Consider the following 24530-nt stretch of genomic DNA (forward strand, 5'->3'; position numbering starts at 1 on the left):
GCAGGAGTGGCCATGGTCGGCCCTGAGGCGATGCGTCGCATCGACCGCTGGCTCGGCGTGCCGGTGTGCGCCGCGCTGTCCGGCGTGCGGCGGATCGTGCGGCGGTGGCGGAAGGGGGCGCCCGGGGGCGAGCAGGCGGTGCGGCGCGTGCTGTTCGTGCAGCTTGCCGAATCGGGGAGCATGGTCCTCGCCGATCCGGCGATGCGTGCGCTGACGGCGCGCAGCGGCGCGCAGGCGTACTGCCTGACCTTTGCCCACAACCGCGGCAGCCTGGCGATCGCCGGCACGGTGCCGCCCGAGCGCGTGTTCGCGATCCGGACCGCCTCGCCCGGCGCGCTGATCGCGGATACCTGGCGATTCCTGCGCGAGGTGCGGCGGGCGCGCATCGACGCGATCGTCGATCTCGAACTGTTCTCGCGCCTGACGGCGGCGCTGTGCCTGCTGACCGGCGTGCGCCGCCGTGCCGGGTTCCACCGCTTCGGCGGGGTCGGCCTGTATCGCGGCGATCTGTACACGCATCCGCTCGCGTTCAACCCGCAGCTGCACATGGCGCAAAACTACCTGATGCTGGTCGAGGTGCTGTTCGCCGACGGTGCGCCGCCCGCGCCGCGCGTGCCGGCGGCGATGCTGGTGCCGCGCGTCCGGCGGCGCGAGGTCGGTGCCGCGGAGCTGTCGGCCGTGAAGAGGCGTCTGGCGCAGCTTGCCGGTGCCGAAATCGGCCGCAGGCGCCTGATCCTGGTGAATGCCAACGCGAGCGCGATGCTGCCGCAGCGGCGCTGGCCGCAGGCGCATTTCGTGGCGCTGGTGCGCGCGGCGCTCGGGCGTCATGCCGACGTGCGCGTGCTGCTGATCGGGGGCGAGGACGACCGGGCGACGACCGCGGCGATCGCGGCGCAGGTCGCGGATCCGCGCTGCGTGGATGTCGCCGGGCGGTTCGCGCTCGGCGAGCTGCCGGCGCTCTTCACGCTGGGGACGGTGCTGGTCAGCAACGACTCGGGGCCGGCGCATTTCGCGGCGGTCACGGCGCTGCCGGTGATCGCGCTGTTCGGCCCGGAGACGCCGGTCCTGTTCCGCCCGCTGGGGGATGCGACCGTGATCAGCGCGGGGCTGGCCTGCTCGCCGTGCGTGCATGCGGGCAATCAGCGGCGCACGCGCTGCACGGACAACCAGTGCATGCAGCGCATCCCGGTCGCCGAGGTGTTCGGCGCGCTGTGTCGCGTGCTCGACGCGCGCGAGGCGGCGACGGCGCGAAGCGGCACGCTCGCGGAGGTCGGGGCGTGATCCCGCGGCGGCGCATTCCGCTGGAGTGGGCGGATCTCGCGGACGCGCTGCGCGCGCTCCGGGATTCGTCCGATGCCGCCGCGGTGCGGGTCGCGGCCTTCGAGCATGCCTTCGCGGTCGAAGTCGGCGTGCCGCACGCGGTCGCCACGGCGAGCGGCCGCGACGCGCTCGGCCTGATCCTCGACGGCATGGGACTGGGCGCGGGCGACGAACTGGTGATCCCCGCCTACACGCTGGGCGAACTGGTGCCGCTGGTGCAGGCGCGCGGCATCGTGCCGGTGCCGGCGGACGTCGATCCCGACACCTTCAACATGACCGCCGACAGCGTCGCGGCACGCATCGGAGCGCGCACGCGGGCGATCTTCGTCGTGCATCTGCTCGGCGCGCCGTGCGACATCCGCGGCATCTGCGCGCTGGCCGAAGCGCGCGGCATCCCGGTGATCGAGGACTGCGCGCACGCGTTCGGCGCGCGCGTCGATGGCCGCCCGGTCGGCAGCTTCGGCCGCGCGGCGCTCTTCAGCCTGGAGGCGACGAAGGCGGTCGCGGCCTTCGGCGGCGGGATCCTGGCGACGGCGGACGACGGTCTGGCCGCGGCGGTGCGGTCGCGGGTCGCGGGCCGTGCGCGGCGCGAATGGCCGCCGGTGCGCAAGATGCTCCTGAAGCTCGTCGAGGAGCTCGCGGTGCGCAGTCCGGCGTATGCGGTCGCGGCGCGCCTGATGTTCTCGCCGCACAGCGCGGGCGGTTTCGACCGCCTGTATCGCCGGGCGCACGACCGGGTACGCGGCCGCGCGGCGGCGTTCAGCGGTTTCCAGGCGCGGCTGGGGTTGCGCCGGCTCGCCCGCTCGGCCGCGCGCCGGCAGCACCTCAACGCGCAATGGGAGGCGCTTGCGCGCAGCCTGCCGGCACGCTTCCGTGTGCAGCGCCGCAGTGAATGCGGCGAGCCGGCCTTCTATAATTTCGTTGCGCGCTTCGACGGCGACATTGCCGCCTTGCGCGCCGCGGCGCAGCGCCGCGGACTCGATCTGGGCATCGGCGGCGAGGTGATGGACGATACGGCGGCGATGCTGGGTTTTACCGACTGCCCCGGCGCAGCGGCCGCGGCGGCGCAGGCGGTGCTGATCCCGTTGTACGACGGGCTGTCGGCGCGGCGGCTGCGGCGCACGGCCGACATCCTCGACCGGCTCGCGAAGGAACTCGAATGAACGGTGACGTGCATCCTGTCGTCGTACTGCGCATCGACCGCGAGGCGAGGCGCCATACCGGCCATCCGCGCCACCTGCATCCGGCGCTAGACCTGAAATACGTGCAGGCCCGGCTGGAGTCGGCGCTGAAGGTCCCGGTGCCGCTGTTCGACGGCTGGCTGGCGGACTTCTCCGTTGCGGCCTTCGTCGCGCAGGTGTTGGCGCTGCGCCCGCGCGTCGCGGTGATCCGCGCCGTGACCTGGTGCCTGGATGAGTCGGTACAGGTGGCGGCGGCGCTGCGTGCCGCCGGCATCGTCACGATCGCGGTCGGCCAGCAGGTGCAGCACGTCGCGCGCACGGGCTTCGCCGGCTGGGACGATGCCTACGACCTCGCCGTCGCGGGCGAACCGGAGGAGGCGGCGCCCCGCCTCGTGCTGCGGGTGCTGGCCGGCGCAGACGTGGCGGCCCTGCGGGACGAGTCCCGGCAGCGCATCGCGAGCGGCGCAATCGCGCTCGTCGCGGCGCCGGACGTGCTGCCGTGGCCGCAGGTCGCGCGCGACGAGCTGACGGCCTACGCCTTTCCGTTCCCGGTGCGCGGGCGCCCGGTGTCGCGCTGGGCTTACGTGCTGACGGCGTGGGGATGCCCGCGTCCCTGCCGTCACTGCACGGCGATCGTGCGCAAGAGCGTCGGGCGGGATCTGCGCGTGCGGACCGTCGATGCGGTCGTCGACGAGGTGCTCGCGCTGAAGGACGCGGGCGCGCAGGCGATCGCCTTCGAGGACGATTCGCTGCTGGTGCATCGCGCGCGCTTCCTGCAGCTGGCCGATGCGCTGGTGCGGCGCGGGGTCGGACTGCCGTGGATGGCGAATGCGCGTCCCGACGAACTCGACGCCGATCGCGTCGCGGCGGCGTCCGAGTCGGGGGCGGTGTTGCTCAAGGTGGGCGTCGACAGCGGTTCGGCACGCCTGATCGAGCGTCTGGGCAAGACCGCCGATGGGGCGGGCTGGATTACGGCGACCGAGTCGGCGTTCGAACGCCTCGACCGCGCGGGCATCGGCTCGGTGGCGCTGTTCATGGTGGGCATGCCGGACGAGACCGAGGAGGACGCGGAGGACACGCTCGCGCTGGCGCGGCGCATCCGCCCCGATTACCTGCAGATGCAGATCTACCGTCCGTATCCGGACGTGCCCCTGTGGGGCGAGCTGCCCCGGCAGGTGCGCACGCATGGCGCGGACTACCATTACCTCACACCGGCGAGCAGCTGCAGCCGCATCCCGCCGGCGGCGCTCGCCGCCTTGCAGCGGCGCTTCTACCGCACTTTCTATCTGCGCCCGGGCTTCGTCGCGCGGCATCTCGCGCGCCACTGGCGGCATTACCTGTCGAGCGCCGGGCTGGCGCGCGCGCCCGGCGCGCTCGCCTACCTGCTGCGCGGCGCCTGAGCCCGGCGCGCGGCCGGGCCCGGCCGGGGGATCAGTGGCCCGAGCAGCCGCAGCCGCCGCCACCGCCGCCGCAGCCACCGCCCTGGCGGGCCGGTGCCTGGGCCTGCGCCGGCGTCGATTCGGCGTCGCGCGGCTGCAGCTGGATGCGGAAGTCGATGACGATGTTGCCCGGTTCGCGCGCGACGTACTCGATTGTGACCTGCGAGCCGTAGCGCTGCTGGATCTGGCCGAGCAGCGGCAGGGGGTCGTGATCGTTCACGAAGCGCATCGTCTCGCCGTCCTCGAGCGACTCGAGGGCGCCGAAGATCGCCGCGTGGCGGAAGCGTTTGGCGACGCCGCGGGCGTCGAAGGGAAAGATCGCGTTGTCGAACATGGGAAGGTCGCTCATGGCTGGGGTCTCCGGGTGGGCGGTCAAATTGGGGACCGCAGGGTGCCGATCGTAGGCGGCGCACATGCCCCGCGCCTTGAGCCAGAACAAGAATCGGACCGGGGTGCACGAACCTATGGGAGTAATTTGTTTCTTTCGGTTATATGACAATGTGCAGGCTGCGGCCGCCTGTGCTATCTTCCGATAAAACAAGAAGATATTCGGGATATGAGGATGATGCTGCTTGGGCACCGTTCCATCGGGGACTGCAGCCGGGGCGCGGTCGTGACAGTCGCCGTGCGGGGACGCGTGGCGCGGAGCGGCCTTGCCGGGGCGGGCAGGAGTCGGGCGGTCGATGCGCGCTGACCCGCTTCCGGCAGCCCGCGAGCCCGGCGAGGCACCGCCCGCGCGGAAAGGCATGCGGCTCGGGCTGCGCGGGCGCTACACGCTGTACGGCGCGGCACTGACGACGCTCGTCGTCGTGGTGATGACCGCCTCGTCGTACTTCAACGCGCGCACGCTCGCGCACGGCATCGCCGAGGGGCACCTCGCGCAGATCGCCGCCTCCGTGTCGGAACGCATCGAACGGACCCTGGATCTCGCGCATCGCGAGCTGGCAGCCCTGGCGGAACAGCCGCTGCTGTCGAATGCCCTGCTCGATTCGCAGGGCCGCGACACCTACCTGCGACCTTTCCTCGCCCGGCATACCTTGCCGGTCTCCATCGACTACAACCTGGTCCTGACCGACTACCGCGGCGAACCCGTCGCCGCCCGCAAGGGGCCGCGCAGCTACCGTGGCGAGGCGTGGCTGTCGGACCGGGTGCTGCGCGGCGAGACGTATGCGGCCATCGACCGGCGCGGCACCGACGCGATCCTGCGCATCGCGGTGCCGATCCTGTTCAGCGCCACCGGCACGTTCGAGGGCGCGCTGGTGTTCGAGGCCAATCTCAGCCAGTGGCTGCTCGGCGCCGGCTCGCCCTTCGATCTGCAGGACGACGGCGTGATCGGCGTGGAGTTGGCCGCCGGGGGCGAGCCGCTGGTGAAACGCGCCTTTTCCGGCGAATCCGCGCGGCTGGTGACGAGTTCGCGCACCGTGAAATCCGGGCCGCCGCTGTCCGCGCCGCTGCAGGTGAAGGTCAGCATGGACGCCGAGGTGTTCGAGCAGCCGATCGAGTCGCTGCTGATCGAGCATGTGGGGTGGGGCCTGATCGCGATCCTGCTGGTCGGGGCCGCGAACAGCGTGCTGGCGCGCGCGCAGACGCGCCGCATCGAGGAGCTGGCGAGGGAAGCCGGGGTGGTCGCGCTGACCGGGCAGGCGCGGCCGGGGTTCAGCCCGGGGCGCTTCGGCAACGACGAGGTCGGCGATCTGGCGGCCAGCATCGTGAGCCTGCTCGAGGAGCTGAAGGCGCACGAGAGCGAGCTGGAGTCGCTGGTCGAGGAGCGCACCGCCGACCTCAACCGCGCGCAGGCGATCGCGCACGTCGGCAGCTGGGTGTACCTGCCGCGCACGCGCAAGCTGGAACTGTCGGCCGAGACGCGCCGCCTCTTCGCGCTCGCCGCCGGCCGGCCGCTGTCGTGGCCGATCCTGCTCGAGGCCGTGCACGTCGAAGACCGTGCCGCAGTGCGGCGGGCGTGGAGGCGGGTGATCGCGGGCGAGGCTTTCGACATCGAGCATCGCGTGGTGCTGGACGGCGAGGTCCGCTGGGTGCGCGAGATCGCCGAACGCATCGTGCTGCCGGGCGAGCCGCCGCGCTGCGTCGGCACGGTCGAGGACATCACCGTGCGCCGCCTGACCGAGGCGCGCATGCGCGAGGCGATGGTCGTGTTCTCGGCGTCGAGCCAGGGGATCATGACGATGGATGCCGAAGGCACGATCACGTCGGTGAATCCTGCCTTCTGCCGTATCACCGGGTACGCGGCCGAGGAAGTCATCGGTCGCCCGTCCGCCGTGTTCCGCTCCGGGCGCCAGGACGACGCCTTCCATGACGCGATGTGGGCAGCGCTGAAGACTGCTGGCGAGTGGGAGGGCGAGATCTGGAACCGGCGCCGCAGCGGCGAGAGCTACCCGCAGTGGCTGACGATGTCGGCGGTGCGCGGCGAGGGGGACGGCATCATCGAATACGTCGCGCTGTTCAGCGACATCACCGAGCGCAAGCAGCACGAGGACGAGATCTGGCGGCAGGCGAACTTCGATGCGCTGACCGGGCTCGCGAACCGCAGCCTGCTGTACGACCGCCTCGACCGTGCGCTGGCGCACGCGCGCCGCAAGGGCTGCAAGGCAGGACTGCTGTTCCTCGATCTCGATGGCTTCAAGTGGGTGAACGACACGCTCGGTCACGATGTCGGTGACGAGCTGCTGGTCGAGGTCGCGTGCCGCCTGCAAAAGTGCGTGCGCGAGCAGGACACGGTGGCGCGCCTGGGCGGCGACGAGTTCACGATCGTCGTCGGCGACCTGCGGGACACCGAGGACCTGCGCACGGTGGGCGACAAGGTGCTGGGGGTGCTGGCCGAGCCGATCGCGCTGGGTGACACGCGCCACCAGATCTCGGGGAGCATGGGCATCACGGTGTACCCGGACGACGGCGAGGACGTGAAGATCCTGCTGCGCAACGCCGACATCGCGATGTACAAGTCCAAGCAGAACGGCAAGAACCGCTTCCAGTTCTACGCGCGCGAGATGCAGTCCGACGCGATCAGGCGCATGCAGATCGAGGCGGACCTGCGCGCGGCGCTCGCGCAGCACGAGTTCACCCTCGAATACCAGCCCATCGTCGCGGCCGGCAGCGGCGAGCTGTTCGGCGCCGAGGCGTTGATCCGCTGGTCGCATCCCGAGCGGGGAGCGGTGGCGCCCGCGGATTTCGTGCCGGTGGCCGAGGATAGCGGCCTGATCGTGCCGATCGGGACCTGGGTGCTGCGCGAGGCGGTGCGCCAGATGCGCGAATGGAACCAGCGCGGCCATGTCCTGCCGCATCTGGCCGTGAACGTGTCGGGCGTGCAGTTCCGCGATCCGGCACTGCCGGCGCTGATCGCGGACGTGCTGGACGATCATGCCGTGGCGTCGGGCGCGCTGACGCTGGAAATCTGCGAATCGGTGATGGTCGATGCGAACAGCGCCACCGAGATGCGCATGCGCGCGCTGAAGGAGCTGGGCGTCGACTATTCGCTGGACGACTTCGGCACGGGCTTCTCGTCGCTGTCCTACCTGAAGCGCTTCCCGGTCGACATCGTGAAGATCGACCGCAGCTTCGTGCGCGACTGTCCCGACGACCGCAGCGACGCGCACCTGGTCGAGGCGATCATCAACATGGCGCACAGCCTCGACCTCAAGGTCGTCGCCGAGGGCGTCGAGACGCAGGCGCAGGCGGATTTCCTGCGCGAACGCGACTGTGACTACCTGCAGGGCTACCTGATCTCGCGGCCGCTGCGCGCCGAGGCCTTCGAGGCGCTGCTGGCGCCGGGCGGGCGCGGCGGCAGCTTCCGGGGCGAGCTCGCGATGGCGGGGTGAGGGGGCGGCGAGAGGACGCCCGAGAGAGCAGGATCAGCCGGTGTATTCGAAGCGCACGCGCTTGACGTTGCACAGCAGCTCGTAGGCGATCGTGTGCGCGCCCTCGGCGATGCGATTGACCGGGACGTTGTTGCCCCACAGTTCGACGCGGCTGCCCAGCCGCGCCTCGGGCAGGTCGGTGATGTCGACGGTGAGCATGTCCATCGACACGCGGCCGATCAGGCGCGTGCGGATGCCGTCGACGGCGACCGGCGTGCCGTTGGGCGCCGTGCGCGGGTAACCGTCGGCGTAGCCCATCGCGACGAGGCCGACGCGCGTCGGGCGCTCGGCGTGGAAGCGTGCGCCGTAGCCGAGCGGTGCGCCGGCGGGAATCTCGCGGATCGCCATGATCGCGCTTTCGAGCGTCATCACCGGGCGCAGCCCGTTCGGTTCGCCCGGCATGGGATCGGCGCCGTACAGCAGGATGCCCGGGCGCGCCCAGTCGCGGTGCGCATCGGGCCAGCCGAGGATCGCGCCCGAGTTGGCGAGGCTGCGGGGGCCCGGCAGGTCGCGCGTCGCGGCGTCGAAGGCGGCGACCTGCTCGGAGGTCGCGAGCACGTGCGGTTCGTCGGCGCGCGCGAAGTGGGTCATCAGCGTGATGCTGCCGACGCGGCCGTTGTCCTTGAGGCGCTGCCACGCGGCGCGCAACTCGTGCGGCAGGAAGCCGGCGCGGTTCATGCCGCTGTTGACCTTGAGCCACACGTCGAGCGGCAGCGCCGGCTTCGCGTGGTCGATGATGCGGATCTGCTCGGCGTGGTGCACGACCATCCACAGGTCGTGGCGCACGACGGCGTCGAGTTCGTCGGCGTCGAAGATGCCTTCGAGCAGCAGGATGGGCTGCTCGATGCCGGCCTCGCGCAGTTCCAGCGCTTCCTCGAGGAAGGCAACGGCGAAACCGTCGACTTCGGGGGCGAGGGCGCGTGCGCATTCGACGGCGCCGTGGCCGTAGGCGTTGGCCTTGACGACGGCGAGGGCCCGGCCGCCGTGGCGGCCGCGTGCGAGGTGGTAGTTGTGACGCAGGGCGTCGAGATCGATCAGGGCGCGGGCGGGTCTCATGCGACGGGAGAGAGATTAAGGCCTTGGGAGCGGGAAGCCGCTACTTTGCCATAACGCGCGAGTCCCAGATCGCGATGACGGATCGCCGGCTGTTTGCCGGTGACCAGATCGGCGACGAGCTGCCCCGAACCGCAGGCCATCGTCCAGCCCAGGGTGCCGTGGCCGGTGTTGAGGTAGAGCTGCGGATAGGCGGTTTCGCCGACGATCGGGGTGCCGTCCGGCGTCATCGGGCGCAGGCCGGTCCAGAATTCCGCGGCGGGCAGGTCGCCGCCGCCGGGGAAGAGGTCGCCGACGACCATTTCCAGCGTCGCGCGGCGGCGCGGGTTGAGCGAGAGGTCGAAGCCGGCGAGCTCGGCCATGCCGCCGACGCGGATGCGGTCGTCGAAGCGGGTGATCGCGATCTTGTAGGTCTCGTCGAGCACGGTCGACACCGGCGCCTTCGCGGCGTCGACGAGCGGCACCGTGAGCGAGTAGCCCTTCAGCGGATACACGGGCAGGTCGAGGCCCAGCGGCTTCAGCATCTGGCGCGAATAGCTGCCGAGCGCGAGCACGTAGTGGTCGGCTGCGAGCACTTCGTCGCCGACCTGCACGCCGATGACGTCGCCGCCGCCCGTCAGCACTTCGCGGATGTCCTGACCGAAGCGGAACTCAACGCCCAGTTCGCGCGCCTTCGCGGCGAGCCGCGTGGTGAACAGCTGGCAGTCGCCGGTCTCGTCGTTGGGCAGGCGCAATCCCCCGGCGAGCTTGTCGCGCACTGCGGCGAGCGCCGGCTCGGCGCCGGCGAGCGCGTCGCGGTCGAGCACTTCGAAGGGCACGCCGCATTCCTGCAGCACCTCGATGTCGCGCGCCGCGGCGTCGACCTGGGCCTGGCTGCGGAAGAGCTGCAGCGTGCCGCGCGTGCGTTCCTCGTAGCGGATGCCGGTGTCGGCGCGCAGCTCGCGCAGCACGTCGCGGCTGTACTCGGACAGGCGCATCATGCGTTCCTTGTTCACGGCGTAGCGGCTCGCGGTGCAGTTCCTCAGCATCTCGGCCATCCAGCGCAGCTGGTAGAGGCTGCCGTCGGCGCGGAGCGCGAGCGGCGCGTGGCGCTGGAACAGCCACTTGATCGCCTTCAGCGGGATGCCCGGCGCGGCCCACGGGGTCGAGTAGCCGGGCGAGACCTGGCCGGCGTTGGCGTAGCTGGTCTCGAGCGCCGGGGCGGGCTGGCGGTCGATGACCGTGACCTCGGCGCCGCTGCGGGCGAGGTAGTAGGCGGTGGTGGTGCCGACGACGCCGCTGCCGAGGACGAGAACGCGCATGACTGTCTCCATGACTTTCGATTCATTGAATATCTCCAGTCTAGTGATCATTTCTCAGTGAAATTCACTTAAGTTGATGCGCTTGTAAGTGAATTTATGTATGTTTGGGCAGTGATTTCCTTCGGGACAGTGAAATGCGCGAACTCGACCGCATCGACCGCAAGATCCTCGATCTGCTGCAGAAGGACGGCCGGATTTCGATGACCGATCTGGCGGCGAAGATCGGCCTGTCGGCGACCCCGTGCACGGAGCGCGTGCGGCGGCTGGAGCGCGAGGGGGTCATCACCGGCTACCACGCGCACGTGAATCCGCACGCGCTGGGCAAGAACCTGCTGGTGTTCGTCGAGATCAAGCTGTCGGCGAAGTCCGGCGAGGTCTTCGACCGGGTGAAAAGGGAGCTGAGCTTCGTGCCCGAGGTGATGGAGTGCCACCTCGTGTCGGGCGACTTCGACTATCTCGTGAAGGCGCGCATCACCGAGATGGGCGAGTACCGGCGCCTGCTCGGCAACATCCTGCTCAAGCTGCCGTCGGCGGCGGAGTCGCGCAGCTACGTCGTGATGGAGGAGCTGAAGGAGACGCTGTACATCCCCGCCGAATGAGCCTCAGATGAGGCCGGGGATGTCGGGGCGGAACAGCGAGTCGGCGAGCGGGGTGTCGAACTCGACCGTCTCGATCTCCGAGCGGCCGATGTAGCGGCCCATCGCGTAGTGGTGCTCGACGGCGGGGTAGAGCCGGCCGTCGACGCTGCGGAAATCCTCGTAGACGGTGCCGAACACCATCTCGCCGCCGCCCGGGTGGGTGAGGATGCCGTGCGAACGCAGGATGCGTCCGGACTCCGGTTCGACTTCGGCGACGACGCGCAGGGTGTCGCCGAGCGGCATTTCGATGAAATGCAGGCGCATGTCGCCGATGAGGTGCTCGCCGCCGTCGCGCAGCCGGTCGCGCGCCGCGAACAGGTTCCACGGTAGCGCGATGCGTGCCGCCTGCAGGATCAGCGCGCCGCGAAAGGCCTCGCCCATCGGCTTGCTGCGCTGCCACGCGACGGGGCCGTCGACGATGCGGGTCTCGACACCCGTGGCGTAACGGATCTCGATGCGGAAGCGCTCGGCGCCGCGATAGGCACGCAGCAGGGAGCCTTCGCCGCGGCTGAACGAGATCGTCCGCCCGCGCTGCAGGATCGAACTCGGCAGCGTCGTCGTGCCGTAGGCGCGTTCGATGCGCTCGAGCAGCGGCCCGAGGTCGGCCGCCCCCGCCGCACCGGCGCAGGCGAGCAGCGCCGCGGCGAGCAACAGGCGCAGCCAGCGTGGCGGGGCGGGCGTGCCGCGCATCGCGCTATTCCTTTTTCCAGCGGTCGTGGCCGATGAATTCCTCCCAGTCGATGAAGCCGTCGTGGTTCTTGTCGAGCCGGTCGAAATTCTCGCTCAGGTAGGGGTGGCTGCTGACCTCCTCGCGCGAAAGTTTTCCGTCCTTGTTCGTGTCGATGCTGTCGAAGCGTTCGATGGCCTTCTGGCGTGCGGCGCGACCGACTTCGCCGAGGTGGTCTTCGCGGTCGAGCGAGGGGATGCGCGACTGGGCCGTCGCGGCCAGGGGAGTCGCTAGCGCGAGCACGAGCAGGGTGGCGGCGAGGGAGTGTGCTGGGGAATTCATGGTTGCCTTGATGCTGGAGCGGAAACGCCGGTGCGCTGCGGATGCCGGGTGTCGAAAGGGATATTCCGCCAAATCCCGGGCGCTGGCAAATCGCAAACGGGCGAATCTCCCCGTCCACGCGGATCCGGGTGTTCCAGCCTGTAGCAACTGTGCCGCCGGGTGTTTGCCCGCTGTGTCAAAGCGGATCACTTCTGTGCGTCGATCTGTGAGTAATGCGCAGAGAAAATCGCTAAAACTGGCGTCAACGTGCAGTAATCCGGACTTGGCCCGGAGTTTGCGAAACCCGCCCGGGCACGCCGCCTGGCGTGGCTGCGCGCACCACATGCCGCCCTTCGGGGCAGGGACACGGGTGCGGAACGCAAACAAACAGGCATCAAAACCAAAGGCCAAGGAGGAAAAAATGAGGATTCGTGCGAAATCGGCGGTGTTGGGGCGAGCCGTGCTCGCCGGTGCGCTGTGCGCGCTCGGGCTGGGGCAGGCGCAGGCGGTGAGCTTCACGCAGGGCGACTCGACGGTCGACATCAACGGCACGATCAACGGCTTCTACTCGAACCGCACGGCCGAGGTCGGCGGCGTGAAGACGACGAACTCGGCGCTGACCAATGGCCTGCTGCCGGGCTGGATCAACTTCGTGTTCACGACCAAGGTCGAGGGTCTGGACATCAAGGCGCACGTCGGCTTCGCGCCGGGCATCAACGACAAGTCGAGCGTCGTCGGCCTGCCGACCAACCCGGGCTGCGGCGGCGCGACCGGCTGCGACAGCCCGTTCTCGCAGATCGACACGCGCAACCTGTACTTCCAGTTCGGCGCGCCCGACTGGGGCACGATCAAGCTCGGCCGCGATATCGGTCTCTTCGGCCAGAAGATCATCCTCTCGGACATGACGCTGCTGGGTCTGGGCGGCAACACCTTCGCCGCGACGCCGTTCAACACCACCTTCGGCATGATCGGCCACGGCTACATGTACACGGGTTTCCAGCCGCAGATCACCTACACGACGCCGACGCTGGGCGGCTTTTCGGCGTCGGCCGGCATCTTCGATCCGAACAGGTTTGCCGGCAGGGAGACCAAGGATCCGGGCGTCCAGGCGATGCTGAACTATGACTGGAAGGCGGGTGCGAGCACGAGCGGTTCGCTGTGGGCGGGCCTCATCAGCCAGGGCACGAGCGGCGCGGGCAGCTTCGACGCGCGCGGCTACGAGCTCGGCGGGAAGGTCGGCTTCGGCAACTTCGAGGCGGTGGCCTATGGCTTCGACGCGAGGGGGCTGGGCCTGTCGACGGTCGGCGCGCTGTTCTTCTCGCCCTTCGAGAAGACCAAGGGCAAGGGCTACTTCGTGCAGGGCACGTACAAGTTCGGCAAGACCAAGGTGGGCCTGAACTACGGCGAGAACCGCGACAGCGACGGCCTGCTGACCGACACGAACAAGTTCCGCTCCGCGACCCTGGGCGTGTATCACAGCCTGAACAAGTACATCACGCTGGTGGCCGAGTACAACCGCGAGAAGGGCACGGGCGCGGATGTGTTCCCGGGCGACCTGAAGACCCGCACGATCTCGCTGGGCGGCATCCTGTTCTTCTGATTGGCGTTGCGACATCGCCGGCGGCCCGTGGCAGGGGTCGCCGGCGCCGGCACCGCGGGAAATGATTCGTTGCAGCCACAGGCCTGAGCCGCTTGCGGCGACTGCGCAAAACTCGGGGCGGACCGCTCAGTCTACTCTGCTGACGTTGCGGTAAGATTGCGCACCTTCCGGTGCGATGCCGCCGTCCGGAAGCCCGCCGGAGTTGTCCTGTCAATGCGCGTTAGAAAACTGCTCAAACCTCTGGCGATCCTCGTCGGCTGCCTGCTGTATGCCGTCCCCGACTGGCTGACCGACGAGTTCGGTTCGGTGACGATCGATCAGGTGCTCTATCACCTGCGTTTCGGCACCGAAGGCCTGATGACCAGCGATCCCGAGCTGACGCGCCGCTTCCTGTGGCGTGCGGTGGCCTTGCCCGTCGTGCTGGCGCTGGTGCTGTGGGGGCTGGACGAGTGGGTGAACCACCTGCGCGCGCATCCCGACAAGTGGCCGGTGCCCTGGCTGCGGCGCGGCTGGTACTGGCTGCGCGTGGGCATGCGCCGCGTCGGGCGCGTGCTGGTGCGCATGACGCGGCACGGGGCGTCGCGCGCGATCCCGCTGATCGTGCTCGGGGCCGGCGTCGCCTATTTCATCGACAGCTTCTCGCTGGCGCGCTACGTGCGGGCCTACTTCGGCGAGGACTATTTCGCGGGTTCCTACGTCGATCCGGTGCGCGTGTCGATCAAACGCGGCAAGGAGCAGCCAAAGAACCTCGTGCTGATCTACGTCGAGAGCCTCGAGAACACCTATTCCGACCCCGCCCTGTTCGGGCACGACCTGCTGCACCGGCTCAACGCCTACAAGGGCAAGCCGCGCGTGGTGTCGTTCGACAACTACCACGAGATGCGCGGCGCGCACTTCACGATCGCCGGCATCGTGTCGACGCAGTGCGGGCTGCCGCTGAAGTCGGTGGCGCTGTTCGGCGGCAATGCGCAGGGCGAGCAGATCGAAAGCTACCTGCCGCGCGCGCGCTGCCTCGGTGACATCCTCGCGAGCAACGGCTACACCAACGTCTTCCTCAACGGCTCCAGCCTCGCCTTCGCCGGGGTCGGCAAGTTCTTCAAGGATCACCATTACAACAAGGTGATGGGGCGCGAGGAGTGGGTGAACGAGGGTGCGCGGCCCGAGCTGATGAGCGGATGGGGGCTGTACGACGACGACCTCTTCCGCAATGCGCGCGGCGAGCTCGACCGGCTGATGAAGACGAAGAAGCCCTTCAACCTGACGATCCTGACGATCGACACGCACCACCCCTACGGCCACCTGTCGGCGACCTGCGAGCGGCAGGGCTATGCGGATTTCGAGGGCATCGTCGAATGCACCGCCGGGCAGGTCGCGGACTTCATCGAGTACATCAACGCCAAGGGCTGGTCGGACCGCATCGCGATCCTCGTGCAGGGCGACCATCTCGCGATGGGCAACACCTCGTACGACAAGCTCGTGAAGAATCCGAACCGGCGCGTGTACAACCTGCTGATCGGCGCCGACAAGAAGCTCGTGAAGAACACCGACGAGGTCACGCACTTCGACATGCTGCCGACGATGCTGCGAGCGCTCGGCTTCGACGTCGAGGGCGAGCGGGCCGGGCTCGGCTACGCGGCGATCGGTCCGGCCGTCGTGCCGCGGCCGGCGGACCGCATCGCCCGGATGACCGAGCAGCTGATGAACTACAGCGCGACCTACCGGGCGCTGTGGGAGCTGCCCACCACGCAGCCCGCTCAGGCCGGCGGGACGCCCGAAGGCGTCGTGGTGACGCCGGTGCCGGTGCCGCCGCGCGCGGCGGTGCAGCGCGACATCGTGCGCGAGCGCTGAGGCGCCCGGGGGCAGCGCGCGTCCTGCGGGCGGTTCACCTCGAGTCCACGTGCACCGCGAGCCAGATGGTCGCCGGCCCGGTCGATTCGACGCGGTGGCGGCGATGCGGCGCGATCGTCGTCCAGTCGCCCGCTGACAGCGCCCGGCGCTCGCCGTCTTCGAACGCGAGTGTCGCCTCGCCCTGGATGACGATCACCCATTCCGTCTGCGCCTGGTCGTGCCAGAAGCCCGCGGGGCTCGCGTGGCCGTGCGAGACGATGCGCTCGATGCGCGTGCCGGGGCGTTCGAGCAGCGTATCGAAGGCTTCGTCGCCGCCGGGCGGCGGCAGGTCGGCGAACAGGTTCCCTTGCGTGGGCATGGCGGCGGCTCCGTGGGCGTGGGGGCCAGCATAGCGGTGATCGGGACGAATGGGGCCGGAGTGGGGCAAACGCCCGACTTGGGTGGGTGAAGACACCCTGCCGGCTCGAACGGTGCAACGGCGGTACGCCGGCGTCCACCTTTAAATCGATGAAACATGTTGAAAATCAATTCGTTGCACATTTCCGTGCAACACCTGCGGCATTGGCATCGGATGTGCTACATGCTGTCCAGGCGGGAAAATTTCCCACTGACCCATCAAGGACACCCTCAACCCCTTGCTCGGCAGTGCCGCGGATGACGCGCCGAATTGCTCAGGAGACGAAAATGGAAAGCAATCTGAAAAAGCTGCGACTGCACGTGCTGGTCCTCGCCGTTCTCGGCAGTGTCGCCGCAGGAGGCGCAGTTGCCCAGGTCGTGAGCGACGATCTCACCGCTGACGGGGTCAAGCTGCGTGGCGACGGCACGATGGACGACATGCAACCGGCCGGCGCCGTCGGCGGAGTCGATCTGCGTGGTGACGGCACCGTCGATGATACCCAGCCGGCGGGCGTTGCAGCGGGTGTGAAACTGCGCGGTGACGGTTCCGTCGATGACACGCAGCCGGGCGCGGCGGGCGCGGGTGTGAAGCTGCGGGGCAATGGCACCGTGGACGACCACCAGCCGCCGGGCGTTGCACTCGGCGTGAAGCTGCGCGGCGACGGCAGCGTCGATGACAATTTCGGATCGGTTGTCCGCGAGGTGGCGCGTGAGATGCGGGGGGGCCGGACGGATCGCCCGGAAAGAGCCGAGCGCGCCGAACGCCCGGAACGGGTCGAGCGTCCCGAAAAAGTCGAGCGCGCGGAGCGCCCGGAACGGGTCGAGCGTCCCGAAAAAGTCGAGCGCGCGGAGCGCCCGGAACGGGTCGAGCGTCCTGAAAAAATCGAGCGTGCGGAACGCCCGGAACGGGTCGAGCGTCCCGAAAAAGTCGAGCGCGCGGAGCGCCCGGAACGGGTCGAGCGCGCGGAGCGGGTCGAACGCGTCGAACGGCCCGAGCGGCCCGAGCGGGTCGAGCGGGTCGAGCGGGTCGAGCGGGTCGAGCGGGTCGAGCGGCCCGAGCGCGTGGAACGGGTTGAACGCGTGGAGCGCCCTGAGCGGGCGGAACGCGTCGAACGTCCGGAACGCATCGAACGTCCGGAGAGCGGCGAGCGTCGCGGCTGAGTTTGCGCAAGTCCCCGGCGCCGGCGGCACGCACCGCCGGCGCTGCGTGCAGAGGCTCCGCTTCGGCTCGCGCCTGTTGTTGGCACCCCGCGCGCCCTGAGCGAATTCTCGCAGTCCCGCGCTTCGCCGTGAGCGGGCCGCTGCGGTCGTCTATGTGGCTTTACGCGGGTGACCGCGAGTTCCCGCGAATTTCCCGGTGTGTCGAACCGGCGCCTCCCGTTCGAGGCGACACGCCTCGAGTTCGTCGTCGTGCGCGCTTCCGCGGGAGTCATCGTCAGGCTCGTCGATGTCGAATCCCGCCAGATCATCCGGCAGTATTCGCTTTCCCAGTTGTCCGACTACGTTGTTTCGGGTAGTGCCGGCTCCGGGAGGCTACTTTATGATACGGCGTGACCGTAAAAGAATGTAACTGCGTCGCCTCGCGGAGGCATGCCCGGGAGAGGCTTGCCAAAACACGGCCGCGGCCATGCAGGACGCCACAACAATGAGAATGAGTCCGACATGAATTCGAGGCCGGTTGCCCGGATGCACGTCCGTCTGCTGCTGCTGGTCCTCGCGGCGGTCCTGCCTTCGATTGCGATCATCGTCGATATGGGCGTGGAGCAGCGCCGCGGGGCGATGGCGGCCTCGGAACGGCTCGCACTGTCCACGGCGCGCCAACTGGCGACGCGCCAGCGGGACATGATTTCCTATGCGCACGAGGCGCTGCAGGGGCTGGCAGACGCACCCGAAATCCGGGGCCTGCACTCGACGCGCGACTGCAGCCGCTGGCTTGCGCGCGTGGCGACGCTGGGCAAACTCTATTCCGATCTCTTCGTCTTCGATCGCGGCGGGGACGTCCTTTGCAGTGCCAAGCCTTACGGTGACCGCATCAACGTGGCGGATCGCGCCTACTTTCGCCGCGCGGTCGAGCGGCGCGACTTCGCCATCGGCGACTTCAACCTCAGCCGGGCGAGCGGTAAGCCGATCGTGGTGTTCGCGAACCCGGTGTTCGACGAGCGCAACGAAATCTCCGCGGTCGTGGCGCTCGCGGCGGAGCCGCCGGCATTCGGGGCGCTGCTGCGCGAATTGCTGCTGCCGGACGATTCGGTGGTGACGGTCCTCGACAGCCAGGGCGTGATCCTCGCCCGCCTGCCGGATCCGGATGCGCTGGTGGGGCGCACGATCCCGGAACTGACCGCGTTCAAGGCCGCCACGGTCGATGCCAGCGAAGTGGTGACCGAAGCCGTTTGGCTCGACCGGATCCCGCGCGTGACGGCCATCGTGCCGGTACTCAGCACCTACGGTGACCTGTACGTGCGTGTGGGCATTCCCACCGCGATGGCGCAGGCGAACGCCGCGGCGGTCGCCCGGCACAATCTGCTGCTTGTCGCGGCGGCGGCGGGACTGTTGCTGGTGGTCGGCTGGGCCGCGGCGCAGCGCCTGGTGCTGCGGCGGGTGCGCGATCTCGCGGACACGGCCCGACGCATCGGCACGGGGGACCTTCAGGCCCGCTGCACCCTGCCGCCGGACGGCGGCGAGCTGGGAGAACTCGCGCGGGCGCAGAACGACATGGCGGAGCGCATCGAGCATGCGATGACGCGACTGCAAACGGCCGCGGAGGAAATCCGGCTGCGCAACCGCGCCATCGATGCGAGCCGCAACGGCCTGGTGATCTACCGCTATGCTTCCCCGGCCGGTATCGTCAGTGCAAATCCGGCGCTGCTCGCACTGCTCGCGATCACGCCCGCGGAGCTCGGCGCGGCCGATCTGGCCGCTCTCGGGCAGCGGGGTTTCGATGCCGGCGGCTGGGAACAGCTGGAGGCGCTGCTGGTGGCGCGGCGCGAGGGCGAGGTCGGGCTGCGCCTGACGCGCGCGGCGGAGGACGTCGTGTGGCTCGACGCCGGCGTGACCCTGGTTGTGAGTGCGGGCGGGGAGGCCGATCACGCAGTCGTCGAATTCCGCGACGTCACGGAGCGCCACCGCTATGAAGAGCAGCTCGCCCATCAGGCCAATTACGATACGCTGACCGGCCTGCCCAACCGCAACCTGCTGGTGGACCGCCTGCAGCAGGTGCTTTCCCCTGCGCCGCGCACTGGCGGCGGCTTTGTCCTGTGGCTCGACATCGACCGCTTCAAGGTCGTGCATGACAGCGTTGGCCGCCGGGCTGCGGACGCGGCGCTGGTTGACCTCGCCCGCCGCGTGGCCGACGCGGCGCCGGAGGGCGCGACCGTCGCGCGCGTGGCGGGGGACGAGTTCGTGCTGATCGCCGACGAGCTGCCGGGCCTGCAGGCGCTGGTGTCGCTCGCCAATCGCCTGCTCGAGGCCGTGCGACAGCCGCTCGTGGTCGGCGGCGAAGTGCAGCGGTTCACTGCCAGCATCGGCGTGGCCGAGCGTGGCGCAGCCGGCCAGGCGGCGGATGCGTTGCTGCGCAACGCCCGCGTGGCGATGAACCGCGCCAAGGAGATGGGGCGCGATACCTTCTGCTTCTACGATGCGGACATGAACGCCCGGGCGGCGCCGAGACTGCGGCTCGAACTCGAGCTGCGGCGCGCGATCGAGCGGCAGGAACTCCATCTGGTGTACCAGCCCGAGGTCGACCTCCTGACCGGCGCGGTGGTCGGCTGCGAAGCCTTGTGCCGCTGGCACCACGGGGAACTCGGGCTGGTGCCGCCGGCGGAGTTCATTCCCGTCGCCGAGGACAGCGGGCTGATCCTGCCGATCGGGCGCTGGGTGCTCGAGACTGCGTGTGCGCAGATGCGCGCCTGGGTCGATGCCGGGATCACGTGCCCGCGCGTGGCGGTCAATGTGGCGCCGCTGCAGTTTCTGCGCGATGACCTGGTGGCCGAAGTGCTGGCCCTGCTGTCGCGCTATCGCCTCGACGCGAATGCGCTGATGCTGGAGATCACCGAAAGCACGTTGATGCGCGACCCCGGGCGTGCCGTCGCGGTGATGAAGGGGCTCAAGGCCATCGGCGTGCGGCTGGCCATCGACGACTTCGGTACGGGCTTTTCGTCGCTCAGTGCGCTCAAGCACTTCCCGATCGATTACCTGAAGATCGATCGCGCCTTCATCACCGATCTGACGACCAACGCGAGCGATGCCGCGATCGCGGTCTCCATCATCGCGCTCGCGCGCAGCCTCAACCTGCGCGTGATCGCCGAAGGGGTCGAGAACGAAGGGCAGCTGCTGTACCTGCGCGGCCGCGGCTGCGACGAGATGCAGGGCTGCCACTTCTCGCCGCCGATCGCCCCCGAGGCCTTCGCGGACATGCTGTCCGGCGGGAAGAGGCTGGTGCTGCCGGTTCAGAAGGACCTTCCCGCGCGCACCCTGCTGCTCGTCGACGACGAGCCGTCGATCCAGTCGGCCGTGCGCCGCATCCTGCGCCGGGAAGGGTACACGCTGCTGTTTGCCGGCAGTGCCGCCGAGGCGCTGGATCTGCTCGCGCGGCATGCGGTGGGTGTGGTGATCTCCGACTTCCGCATGCCGGGCATGGACGGCGTACAGTTTCTCGACAAGGTGCGGGCGCTCTATCCGCAGACCACCCGCATGATCCTGTCGGGTTATGCCGATATCGCCATGATCACCAGCGCGATCAATCGCGGGGCGATTTTCCGCTTCCTGCACAAGCCGTGGGACGACCGCGAACTGTTGGAGGCGGTGCGCGACGCGTTCGAGCATTTCGAGCTCCAGGTGCTTGCAGCGGCGGCCTGAGGCTTGGCTGGGGGAAAATCCCCTTCGGTTTGGCAAGCTGCTGTTAAAATCCCGTTGTCCTGACTTGGGAGGGTTCATCCGTGATGTGCGGGCAAGATGCTGGCAACCTCGACGGGGCCGTCGCGGCGGGCCTGGGGACAGCGTCACCCGGAGCCGCAGGGGACGACCCGAGCGGGCGCATCTTCGATGCGATCGGCCTGCGCCGGCGCGCGGGCGACGAGGCACGGTTGAGCGGCTGGCTGCAGCCGCGGCTGCGTGAGCTGCGCCTGTCCTCCGCCGGGGGCTATGCGGACCTCATAGAAACGGCAGGCGCCGCGAGCCGGCGCGAGCGCGAACGGCTGATGGAGCACTTTTCCACCGGCGAAACCTATTTCTTCCGCGACCAGGGCCTGTTCGGGCTGCTTGCGGCCCGTGTCCTGCCCGAACTCGTCGCGCGCCGTTCGGCGCAGCGCACGCTGCGGCTGTGGAGTGCGGGCTGCGCGAGCGGGGAGGAGGCCTATACGCTGGCGATGCTGATCGACGAGATGGCGCCGGAACTGGCCGACTGGGACGTGCGGATCCGCGGAACCGACATCAATGGCGACGCGATTGCCCGTGCGCATCGCGGGCGGTACGGCGAATGGTCCTTCCGTGCGCTGGATGGGCTGCGCAGGGCACGCTATTTCCACCGACGCGGGCGCGAATGGCAGATTGACGCGCGCCTGCAGGCGATGGTCGATTTCGAGCGAAGCGACCTGCTGCAGGACGACGCCGGCGAGGCCGGCGGGTTCGACCTGATCCTGTGCCGAAACGTGTTCATCTATCTGACTTCGCCCGCGGTGACGCGCATCGCGGATAAGCTGGCGGCGGCCCTGTCGGAGGGCGGCTATTTCGTTCCGGGGCACGGCGAACTGCTGGGCTGCGTCCCGCCCGGGCTGGAGGCGCTCACCTATCCCGACGCGACCGCGTATCGCAGGGCGGCGGCGCCCGAACGGCCGCTGCCGCCCGGGTCGCCATCGGTGCCATCTTCCGCGCCCACCGGCTTGCCACGAACGCTGCCGGCGGCGAGCCTGGGCGGCCGGCGCTCCGCCCGGCAGCGCAAAGTCGAGCCCAGACCGAAACCCGAGGCGATGCCGGCGGCCGGGGCGGACGAGATGCTGGCGCAGGCCTGGCGTGCCGCCGACCGCGGCTCGGCGCAGACGGCGCTGGCTGCCTGCGAGCAAGTGCTTGCCGTTTCACCCCTCGATCCGCGCCCGTATTTCCTGCTCGCGAAGCTGGCCGAGGAGCGGCGCGCGAGCGACGAGGCGCAGACCCTGCTGCGCAAGGTGCTCTACCTCGATCCGGGTTTCGTCGCCGCACATCTCGAACTGGCCGATCTGTGCACACGCTCGGGCGACGTCCGGCGCGCGCGGCAACTGCGTGCGCAGGCGCTGCGCGAACTGGAAAAGATGCCGTCGGAGGCGCTCCTGCCCGTGCCGCCGCATGCCACCGTCGGCAGCCTGCTGCGCGAGCTCAGGGCCGTCACGGGTGGCGCGCCTGGTGGGCCGGAGGAGGCGCTGGATGGCTAGCCTGCATCTCATCTTCTCGCACCGGGGGGTGCGCTACGCGCTGGATGCCGCGCTGGTGCAGGAGATCGTGTGGCTGCCCGGACTGTCTTCGGTGGCCGAGGCGTCGACGCGGGTGATCGGGGCATTCAACCTGCGCGGGCACGTGATTCCCGTAATCGACCTGGCCCTGTGTTTCGGACGGGGGCGGTCGGCTCTGCAGGTCGGCGACGCGGTGGTCGTGCTGGCTGTCGATGGCGAGCGCTTCGGGATTCTTGCCGGCGCGGTGCTCGATGCGGTGACGATCGCTGCCGACGACGTCGAGGACGTGCGCGACCACGACCACCTGCTGGGCAACGCGGCGCCACTGCTGTCCGGTGTCGCCATGAGCGGCGCGGACCTCGCGATGGTGCTCGACGCCCGTGCGTTGCTTGCCGACGCCGCGACGGCCGCAGCGCTGGAACCGCCTTCCGCCGGCGCTGCGCCGGACGGCATGGCGTGCGCGGATCCGGCCGCCGGGATCTTTCGCACGCGTGCCGACAGGATGGCCCGTCCGCCGGACGCGCCGGACGCTGCCGGCAGTGCGCCGTTCGTGCTGGTCGGCCTCGATGGCGGGCTCTTCGGCATTCCGGCGGGGGTGGTGCGCGAGATCGTGCACCTGCGCGGCGTCAGGCCGGTGCCATGCTGTCCGGCGCACATTCTCGGCAGCATGAATCTGCGGAGCGAAATCTTGACCGTGGTCGACCTGCGCCCGGCTCTCGGTCTGCCGGCGCGGCAGCCGCTCGCGGCGGTCGTCGTCGTTCGGGTCGGCGCCCTGGTGGTCGGGCTCGCCGTCGGCGAGGTGCATGATGTCGTCGCGGCCGGCGCGCAGGCGGCGCCAGCGCAGGGCGAATACGACCTGCCATTCTGCCGCGGCCCCATGCGCGCGGACGAACGGATTTTCAGCATGATGGATATCGAGGCCATGCTTGCGTCGCGCGTGCTCCACGTCGCGGACGGGCCCGGCCGGGACAGACCGGAGCCACGCAACGCGGCTCCAGACGCAGGGGAGCAATCATGATCGGCACAATGAATCTGCGGCAACGCATCCTGGCGGGCTATGTGGCGCCGCTCCTCCTGATGATCGGCGTCGCGCTCGCCGTGTTCCTGCAGACCCAGCGCCTGCAGGCCCTGTCGGCGGACGCGGTCGAGGCGGGCCATGTCGTCGCGCTCGCGCAGGAGGTGCATGTGGGGCTGGCGCAATACCAGCGCGACATGCGCGGCTTCCTGCTCGGACTGGACCGCGCCCTGCTGGAGTCTGCGGCCAGGAACATCGCACGCACGAACGGGAACCTCGAATCGCTGACGACGCTCGTGAGGGGCGAGGAACAGCGTGTGCTGCTGGCCAGCCTGTCGAAGACCGTCGCGGAGATCGCCCGCGTCGGCGGCAAGTACCGCGAACTGACCGAGGGCGGCGGTGCGGCGAAGGCGGTGGAGTTCTACCGCCAGTCGAATCTCAACGATCTCGGCGCCCGCGTCGATGGCCTGATCGACCAGATCGAGGCGCACGAACGGGAAATACTGACGCAGCGGGACGCCGAGCGCACCAGTGCCGCGAACAGCCTGGTCTCGGTCGCGCTGGGCGCCACGCTGGCCGCGATCCTGCTGGCAGTCGGCATCGGTCGCGCGCTGGCGGCGCGCAGCACGCGCACGATCAGCGAATCGGTGGCACGGATGGGCACCGCGTCGACCGAGATGGCGGCGACCGTGGACGAGCATGAACGCACGGTCACGCAGCAGGTGGCGGCGGTCAGCGAGGTGTCTGCGACGGTGGAGGAACTGGGGATGTCGGCCCGCCAGTCGGCGAGTCAGGCCGAATCGTCCGCCGCGGCCGCGCTGGAGGCGCTGGAACTCGCCCGCCACGGCACCCGTGCGGCGGACGAGGCCGCCCAGAGCACTGCGGGCATGAAGGAGAAGATCGACTCGCTGGCCCATCGCATCCTCCGCCTGTCGGAGCAGGCGGGGCAGATCGGCGGCATCGCCAAACTGGTCGGCGAGCTCGCGAGCGAGACGAACATGCTGGCGCTCAACGCGGCGGTGGAGGCCGCGCGCGCAGGCGAGCAGGGCAAGGGCTTTGCCGTGGTCGCCAGCGAGATCCGCAAGCTCGCGGTACAGAGCAAGAAATCCGCCGAGCGCGCCGATGCGCTGGTCACCGAGATCCAGAATGCGACCAACAGCGCGGTGATGGTGACCGAGGACGGCTCGCGCAGCGCCGACGAGGTCATGGCGGCGGGCAGCCGTGTCGCGGAGGCCTTCGATGCGATCGCCGGAGCGGCCAACAACGTCTCGGAGAATGCGCAGCAGGTGATGCTCAACAGCAAGCAGCAGGCGGCTGCCCTGAGCCAGGTGACCGACGCGATGCAGAGCCTCGCTGCCGGCTCGCGCCAGATGGCGGCGGGCACCGAGCAGACGAAGGCGGGCATCGAGAACCTGAAGCTGGCCGCGCACGGGCTGCAGGCGATGGTGTGACGGTGGCGA

At 69.6% G+C, this 24530-nt stretch carries 18 protein-coding genes; 12 read left to right on the forward strand and 6 right to left on the reverse strand.

The features are described from left to right. Nucleotides 1-12: 12 nt before the first annotated feature. From CDA09_RS01550 to CDA09_RS01560, 3 genes are read left to right on the forward strand one after another with little or no spacing between them, the layout of a single operon-like run. Nucleotides 13-1281, forward strand: coding sequence for a glycosyltransferase family 9 protein (locus tag CDA09_RS01550; RefSeq protein WP_286164351.1), 1269 nt, complete (start codon nucleotides 13-15; stop codon nucleotides 1279-1281). Then, a complete protein-coding gene (locus CDA09_RS01555; protein ID WP_121427010.1) occupies nucleotides 1278-2483 on the forward strand; it encodes a DegT/DnrJ/EryC1/StrS family aminotransferase in 1206 nt (401 codons plus the stop codon). The genes CDA09_RS01550 and CDA09_RS01555 overlap by 4 nt, the downstream gene beginning before the upstream one ends. Further along, a complete protein-coding gene (locus tag CDA09_RS01560; RefSeq protein WP_121427011.1) occupies nucleotides 2480-3901 on the forward strand; it encodes a B12-binding domain-containing radical SAM protein in 1422 nt (473 codons plus the stop codon). Before CDA09_RS01555 ends, CDA09_RS01560 begins: the two co-directional genes overlap by 4 nt. Before the next feature lie 31 nt (nucleotides 3902-3932). Here CDA09_RS01560 and CDA09_RS01565 read toward each other — a convergent pair whose 3' ends face one another. Beyond that, on the reverse strand, nucleotides 3933-4289 hold the full coding sequence (locus CDA09_RS01565) for a DUF2249 domain-containing protein (RefSeq protein ID WP_121427012.1): 357 nt from the start codon (nucleotides 4287-4289) through the stop codon (nucleotides 3933-3935). A 334-nt stretch (nucleotides 4290-4623) separates the two neighbouring features. Here CDA09_RS01565 and CDA09_RS01570 point away from each other — a divergent pair, with 334 nt between their 5' ends. Then, nucleotides 4624-7773, forward strand: coding sequence for a bifunctional diguanylate cyclase/phosphodiesterase (locus CDA09_RS01570; RefSeq protein ID WP_286164352.1), 3150 nt, complete (start codon nucleotides 4624-4626; stop codon nucleotides 7771-7773). A gap of 33 nt (nucleotides 7774-7806) precedes the next feature. On the opposite strand, the gene alr is transcribed toward CDA09_RS01570, so the two are convergent. Together alr and CDA09_RS01580 are read right to left on the reverse strand one after the other, a co-directional pair. Continuing rightward, nucleotides 7807-8868 carry an alanine racemase gene (gene alr / locus CDA09_RS01575; protein WP_121427013.1) on the reverse strand — a complete coding sequence of 354 codons (1062 nt, stop codon included), beginning with the start codon at nucleotides 8866-8868 and terminating at the stop codon, nucleotides 7807-7809. Further along, complete coding sequence (locus CDA09_RS01580; RefSeq protein WP_121427014.1) at nucleotides 8865-10166, reverse strand: D-amino acid dehydrogenase; 1302 nt, start codon at nucleotides 10164-10166, stop codon at nucleotides 8865-8867. The genes alr and CDA09_RS01580 overlap by 4 nt, the downstream gene beginning before the upstream one ends. 134 nt (nucleotides 10167-10300) lie before the next feature. Here CDA09_RS01580 and CDA09_RS01585 point away from each other — a divergent pair, with 134 nt between their 5' ends. Continuing rightward, entirely contained in the window at nucleotides 10301-10765 is a 465-nt protein-coding gene (locus CDA09_RS01585; protein WP_121427015.1) for an Lrp/AsnC ligand binding domain-containing protein, read from the forward strand. A gap of 3 nt (nucleotides 10766-10768) precedes the next feature. Here CDA09_RS01585 and CDA09_RS01590 read toward each other — a convergent pair whose 3' ends face one another. Together CDA09_RS01590 and CDA09_RS01595 are read right to left on the reverse strand one after the other, a co-directional pair. Next, nucleotides 10769-11494, reverse strand: coding sequence for a hypothetical protein (locus CDA09_RS01590; protein WP_121427016.1), 726 nt, complete (start codon nucleotides 11492-11494; stop codon nucleotides 10769-10771). A 4-nt stretch (nucleotides 11495-11498) separates the two neighbouring features. Continuing rightward, a complete protein-coding gene (locus CDA09_RS01595; RefSeq protein WP_121427017.1) occupies nucleotides 11499-11813 on the reverse strand; it encodes an EF-hand domain-containing protein in 315 nt (104 codons plus the stop codon). A 400-nt stretch (nucleotides 11814-12213) separates the two neighbouring features. Between CDA09_RS01595 and CDA09_RS01600 the strand changes: the two genes are divergently transcribed. Together CDA09_RS01600 and CDA09_RS01605 are read left to right on the forward strand one after the other, a co-directional pair. Beyond that, nucleotides 12214-13392: a porin gene (locus CDA09_RS01600; RefSeq protein WP_121427018.1), complete on the forward strand. Its 1179-nt coding sequence runs from the start codon at nucleotides 12214-12216 to the stop codon at nucleotides 13390-13392. A gap of 213 nt (nucleotides 13393-13605) precedes the next feature. Further along, complete coding sequence (locus CDA09_RS01605) at nucleotides 13606-15240, forward strand: sulfatase-like hydrolase/transferase (RefSeq protein WP_121427019.1); 1635 nt, start codon at nucleotides 13606-13608, stop codon at nucleotides 15238-15240. 34 nt (nucleotides 15241-15274) lie between these two features. Here CDA09_RS01605 and CDA09_RS01610 read toward each other — a convergent pair whose 3' ends face one another. Continuing rightward, entirely contained in the window at nucleotides 15275-15598 is a 324-nt protein-coding gene (locus CDA09_RS01610; protein WP_121427020.1) for a cupin domain-containing protein, read from the reverse strand. Nucleotides 15599-15924: 326 nt separating this feature from the next. Between CDA09_RS01610 and CDA09_RS01615 the strand changes: the two genes are divergently transcribed. The 5 genes from CDA09_RS01615 to CDA09_RS01640 all read left to right on the forward strand — a co-directional run bounded on the left by CDA09_RS01615 (nucleotide 15925) and on the right by CDA09_RS01640 (nucleotide 24521). After that, complete coding sequence (locus CDA09_RS01615; protein ID WP_121427021.1) at nucleotides 15925-16797, forward strand: hypothetical protein; 873 nt, start codon at nucleotides 15925-15927, stop codon at nucleotides 16795-16797. Between the two features lie 501 nt (nucleotides 16798-17298). Then, a complete protein-coding gene (locus CDA09_RS01625; protein WP_164844353.1) occupies nucleotides 17299-20490 on the forward strand; it encodes an EAL domain-containing protein in 3192 nt (1063 codons plus the stop codon). 83 nt (nucleotides 20491-20573) lie between these two features. Continuing rightward, nucleotides 20574-22037, forward strand: coding sequence for a CheR family methyltransferase (locus CDA09_RS01630; RefSeq protein WP_121427024.1), 1464 nt, complete (start codon nucleotides 20574-20576; stop codon nucleotides 22035-22037). Further along, nucleotides 22030-23073, forward strand: a complete 1044-nt coding sequence (locus CDA09_RS01635) for a chemotaxis protein CheW (protein ID WP_164844354.1) — start codon at nucleotides 22030-22032, stop codon at nucleotides 23071-23073. The genes CDA09_RS01630 and CDA09_RS01635 overlap by 8 nt, the downstream gene beginning before the upstream one ends. After that, nucleotides 23070-24521, forward strand: coding sequence for a methyl-accepting chemotaxis protein (locus CDA09_RS01640; protein WP_121427026.1), 1452 nt, complete (start codon nucleotides 23070-23072; stop codon nucleotides 24519-24521). The genes CDA09_RS01635 and CDA09_RS01640 overlap by 4 nt, the downstream gene beginning before the upstream one ends. Nucleotides 24522-24530: the final 9 nt, after the last annotated feature.

Source organism: Azoarcus sp. DN11 (assembly GCF_003628555.1).
Taxonomy (GTDB): Bacteria; Pseudomonadota; Gammaproteobacteria; order Burkholderiales; family Rhodocyclaceae; genus Aromatoleum.

Bases quoted from the DNA above. Each gene is read 5' to 3' on its own strand.
- CDA09_RS01550 (WP_286164351.1), top strand. From the start codon at position 13: ATGGTCGGCCCTGAGGCGATGCGTCGCATCGACCGCTGGCTCGGCGTG.
- CDA09_RS01560 (WP_121427011.1), top strand. From the start codon at position 2,480: ATGAACGGTGACGTGCATCCTGTCGTCGTACTGCGCATCGACCGCGAG.
- CDA09_RS01565 (WP_121427012.1), bottom strand. From the start codon at position 4,289: ATGAGCGACCTTCCCATGTTCGACAACGCGATCTTTCCCTTCGACGCC.
- CDA09_RS01570 (WP_286164352.1), top strand. From the start codon at position 4,624: ATGCGCGCTGACCCGCTTCCGGCAGCCCGCGAGCCCGGCGAGGCACCG.
- alr (WP_121427013.1), bottom strand. From the start codon at position 8,868: ATGAGACCCGCCCGCGCCCTGATCGATCTCGACGCCCTGCGTCACAAC.
- CDA09_RS01580 (WP_121427014.1), bottom strand. From the start codon at position 10,166: ATGCGCGTTCTCGTCCTCGGCAGCGGCGTCGTCGGCACCACCACCGCC.
- CDA09_RS01585 (WP_121427015.1), top strand. From the start codon at position 10,301: ATGCGCGAACTCGACCGCATCGACCGCAAGATCCTCGATCTGCTGCAG.
- CDA09_RS01590 (WP_121427016.1), bottom strand. From the start codon at position 11,494: ATGCGCGGCACGCCCGCCCCGCCACGCTGGCTGCGCCTGTTGCTCGCC.
- CDA09_RS01595 (WP_121427017.1), bottom strand. From the start codon at position 11,813: ATGAATTCCCCAGCACACTCCCTCGCCGCCACCCTGCTCGTGCTCGCG.
- CDA09_RS01600 (WP_121427018.1), top strand. From the start codon at position 12,214: ATGAGGATTCGTGCGAAATCGGCGGTGTTGGGGCGAGCCGTGCTCGCC.
- CDA09_RS01605 (WP_121427019.1), top strand. From the start codon at position 13,606: ATGCGCGTTAGAAAACTGCTCAAACCTCTGGCGATCCTCGTCGGCTGC.
- CDA09_RS01610 (WP_121427020.1), bottom strand. From the start codon at position 15,598: ATGCCCACGCAAGGGAACCTGTTCGCCGACCTGCCGCCGCCCGGCGGC.
- CDA09_RS01615 (WP_121427021.1), top strand. From the start codon at position 15,925: ATGGAAAGCAATCTGAAAAAGCTGCGACTGCACGTGCTGGTCCTCGCC.
- CDA09_RS01625 (WP_164844353.1), top strand. From the start codon at position 17,299: ATGAATTCGAGGCCGGTTGCCCGGATGCACGTCCGTCTGCTGCTGCTG.
- CDA09_RS01630 (WP_121427024.1), top strand. From the start codon at position 20,574: ATGTGCGGGCAAGATGCTGGCAACCTCGACGGGGCCGTCGCGGCGGGC.
- CDA09_RS01635 (WP_164844354.1), top strand. From the start codon at position 22,030: ATGGCTAGCCTGCATCTCATCTTCTCGCACCGGGGGGTGCGCTACGCG.
- CDA09_RS01640 (WP_121427026.1), top strand. From the start codon at position 23,070: ATGATCGGCACAATGAATCTGCGGCAACGCATCCTGGCGGGCTATGTG.